This window comes from Kaistella sp., assembly GCF_032060305.1.
GTDB classification, from domain to species: Bacteria; Bacteroidota; Bacteroidia; order Flavobacteriales; family Weeksellaceae; genus Kaistella; species Kaistella yananensis.
This window is the reverse complement of sequence record NZ_DAMBHK010000039.1, coordinates 14,664-18,195: the sequence shown is the minus strand read 5'-3', so window position 1 is coordinate 18,195 and position 3,532 is coordinate 14,664. Positions and strand designations below refer to the sequence as shown.

General features: G+C 42.5%; 5 protein-coding genes. 3 read left to right on the top strand and 2 right to left on the bottom strand.

What is annotated here, in order from left to right:
- Both V5N63_RS07120 and V5N63_RS07115 read right to left on the bottom strand, forming a co-directional pair.
- On the bottom strand, positions 1-473 hold a 473-nt coding region (locus V5N63_RS07120; protein WP_332033395.1), incomplete at its 3' end, for a SixA phosphatase family protein.
- A gap of 84 nt (positions 474-557) precedes the next feature.
- Entirely contained in the window at positions 558-1,598 is a 1,041-nt protein-coding gene (locus V5N63_RS07115; RefSeq protein ID WP_332033394.1) for a zinc-dependent alcohol dehydrogenase family protein, read from the bottom strand.
- A gap of 136 nt (positions 1,599-1,734) precedes the next feature.
- Between V5N63_RS07115 and ruvX the strand changes: the two genes are divergently transcribed.
- From ruvX to V5N63_RS07100, 3 genes are read left to right on the top strand one after another with little or no spacing between them, the layout of a single operon-like run.
- Positions 1,735-2,151, top strand: a complete 417-nt coding sequence (ruvX, locus tag V5N63_RS07110; protein WP_332033393.1) for a Holliday junction resolvase RuvX — start codon at positions 1,735-1,737, stop codon at positions 2,149-2,151.
- Positions 2,148-2,720, top strand: a complete 573-nt coding sequence (def, locus tag V5N63_RS07105; RefSeq protein ID WP_332033392.1) for a peptide deformylase — start codon at positions 2,148-2,150, stop codon at positions 2,718-2,720. Before ruvX ends, def begins: the two co-directional genes overlap by 4 nt.
- 33 nt (positions 2,721-2,753) lie before the next feature.
- Positions 2,754-3,320 carry a DUF5606 family protein gene (locus tag V5N63_RS07100; RefSeq protein ID WP_332033391.1) on the top strand — a complete coding sequence of 189 codons (567 nt, stop codon included), beginning with the start codon at positions 2,754-2,756 and terminating at the stop codon, positions 3,318-3,320.
- The last annotated feature ends 212 nt before the right edge of the window (positions 3,321-3,532 follow it).

The following is a 3,532-nucleotide window of genomic DNA, read 5'->3' as shown; positions in this document are numbered from 1 at the left end:
ATCTTCTTCGGTTCATAAAAAAACAGCAACTTCTTTTTTGCACCCTCAAAATCTGCCCACGACTCACAGTCAACCTGAAAACCTGCCACTCCGCAGGTAGGGAACGCAAAAATATCCCCGCTCATCATATTGGCAAAATTAGAAATGCCGTTGTTGTGAGAGAACATTGCCACCGACTTCACCTCGTCCGTCAGTTCATAAATCACAGATTCGAAATTGTTTTCGTTGGCGTTATAAAGTTTGGGGTTGGTTTCCATCGCTACCGGATAGGTTTTATGGAAGATTTCACACGTATTCAGGGCGCGCAGTGCGGGGCTGGAGACCATCTTATCAATGGCGATGTTTTGATTCCTCAAAAAGTTCGACATCTTTACGGCGTCCTGTAAACCGCTTTCGGCAAGGGGTCTGTCAAAATCATCCGTATTTTCCGGCCAGTCGCTTTTGGCATGGCGAACAAGAATTAGTGTTTTCATATTGCGCTGTATTTTGGGGAAATAAAATTAGTTAAAAAAAAGAGAAGTTGTGAGCTTCTCTTCCTGATTATTAAAAAATTACGGTCAGTTGAAGTTAATAATTACTTTCAGGACTTTCTCTTTCGCGGCATTACCGAATACTTCATACGCATTGATCATATCACTGAAATCGAAGCGGTGCGAAACCAGTTTCTCGGGCTGCAGTTTCTTGCTTTCAACATTTTTCAGGAGCATGCTGGTAGTGCTGGTGCAGACCAGGCCCATGGTAATGGTGACGTTTCTGATCCAGAGTTCCTCAATATGCAGTTCTACCGGTTTGCCGTGTACACCCACATTGGCGAGGTGACCGCCGGGTTTCAGCAGCTTTTGGCAGATATCGAACGTAGCAGGAATTCCCACTGCTTCTATCGCAACATCTACGCCTGCTTCGCCCACAATTCTTTTTACTGCTTCCACCGCGTTTTCAGTACCGCTGTTTACGATATCGGTGGCTCCGAAGTTTTTAGAGACTTCAAGCCTTTCCTGGTCAAGATCGATCATAATGATTTTGGCAGGGGCAAAAAACTGTGCGGTAAGCAGTGCGGCAAATCCGATAGGTCCGGCACCTACGATGGCAACCGTATCTCCTGGTTTCACGGTTCCGTTCAGTACCCCAATTTCGAATCCTGTTGGTAATATATCGCTCAGCATTACGGCAGCCTCTTCGTTCACATCATCTTTCAAATGATAAAGCGAGTTGTCGCCATGCGGAATTCGGACATATTCTGCCTGGGTTCCGTCGATAAGGTGTCCCAGAATCCAGCCGCCATCCGAACAGTGTGCATAGAGCTGTTTTTTACAGTTATCGCATTTTCCGCAGGAGGTGATACAGGAAATAAGGACTTTGTCGCCTTTCTTAAAGTTTCTTACCGCTTCGCCCACTTCTTCCACAATACCCATTCCTTCGTGTCCCAGAATCCTTCCCGGAGTTACAGCCGGCACATCTCCTTTCAGGATATGCAGGTCGGTTCCGCAAATGGTAGATTTTACCATTTTTACAATCACATCGGTTGATTCTTTAATCACCGGCATCGGACAGTCGACCAGCGATTTTTGTCCGGGTCCATTAAATACTAAAGCTTTCATCAGCAAAGTGTTTTTAGATTAAAATAATAAATAAAGTTAGGCAGATTAAGATTAAAGGTCCCGGATTTCAGATTGATAAATGTCACCTTTTTTTAAATTTTGTGAGCAAAGACAAATATTTGTAAATTTGCAGACTATGGGGAAAATTATGGCGGTAGATTATGGCAAAAAACGCTGTGGCATTGCGGTGACCGATGAGCTGCAGATTATTGCCAGCGGTTTGCAGACCTTAGAAACCGTAGAACTTTTTCCGTTTCTTACCGGTTATTTTGCCGAAAATAGGGTAGAGGCAATTGTAGTAGGGCTTCCCACAGATTTGAAGGGAAACCTTTCGGAAATAGAGCAGGAAATTTCAGGGTTTATTGAGAAATTTAAACTGCAGTTTCCGGAGATTGAAGTGTACCGTTTTGATGAGCGTTTTACCTCGAAAATGGCCTCTTTCTATATCTCGCAAAGCGGCAAGGGAAAAAAGAAAAGAGAAGAAAAGGGGTTGGTTGATAAAGTAAGTGCCACCCTTATTTTACAGAATTTTTTAGAACAGAAACAAAAATGATATTACCTATACGTGCATTTGGCGATGCGGTTTTAAGGAAACACTGTCACGAGATCGACAAAGATTATCCGGGGCTTAACGAACTGATCAGTAATATGTTCGAAACCATGGAATCTGCGCATGGTATCGGGTTGGCAGCTCCGCAGATCGGTCTCGATATCCGCCTTTTTATCGCAGATCTTTCGCCCCTTGCTGAAGACGAAGATTACGCCGATATCGCTGATGAACTGAAAGACTTCAAAAAAGTCTTCATCAACGCCAGGATTCTTGAAGAATCCGGTGAAGAATGGAAGTTCAACGAAGGCTGTCTTTCAATCCCCGATATCCGCGAAGATGTTAAACGCAAAGAAACCATCGTGATCGAATATTATGACGAATATTTCGTTAAACATACCGACACGTTCTCCGACATGAGAGCGCGTGTCATTCAGCATGAATACGATCATATTGAAGGCATACTTTTTACAGACCATCTCAGCTCACTGAAGAAAAAACTGGTAAAAGGGAAGCTGGTAAAAATTTCTCATGGCGATGTGGCGGTAAACTACAAAATGCGGTTTCCGAAATAAAAGAACGAACTAAAAATATAAAAAATAAGAAAAATGCAGTTAGAAAAAATAATCTCAATTTCCGGTAAGCCGGGGCTTTACAAACTGATTTCGCAGTTGAAAAACGGTTTCATTATCGAGGATGTGGTTTCCAAGAAGAAAGTGAGCATCGGCAATACTTCTCAGGTAAGTCTGCTCGATAATATCGCGATGTTCACCTTTGATAAAGAAGTTCCTTTATTTGAAGTGTTCGAAAATGTTGCGAAAAACTACGATTATAAAGAAGCAATTTCTCACAAGTCTTCGGATGCGGAACTGAGAGATTTCATGGCCCAGTCGCTGCCAGATTACGATACCGAAAGGGTATATGTTTCAGATATCAAAAAACTGGCACAGTGGTATAATATCCTGAGCAAAGCAGGATACATCACCCCTGAAAGCTTCGTAAAAGCAGAAGTTCCTGCTGAGGAAAAAACTGAAGATCAGCCTGCGGAGGTTACTGAGAAAAAAACAGCGAAAAAAACAGCGCCAAAAACTGAAAAAGTCGCTGCTCCTAAAGTAAAAGCTTCTACTTCTTCTGCGAAAAGTGCACCCAAAAGTACCCACAGAAAAATGGGATAAACCATAGGAAATGAAATGAAAACCTTGTCTTTACCGGCAAGGTTTTTTGCATAAATGAAGTAAATTTGTAATTCGGTACCAAACATCCATCATCCATCATCCAACATCTAGCATCCAGCATCAAATATCACCCATCAAATGAATACCAAACAACAGAAACTTGAAGCCTTTTCTAAGCTCCTCGACATCATGGACGACCTTCGGGAAAAATG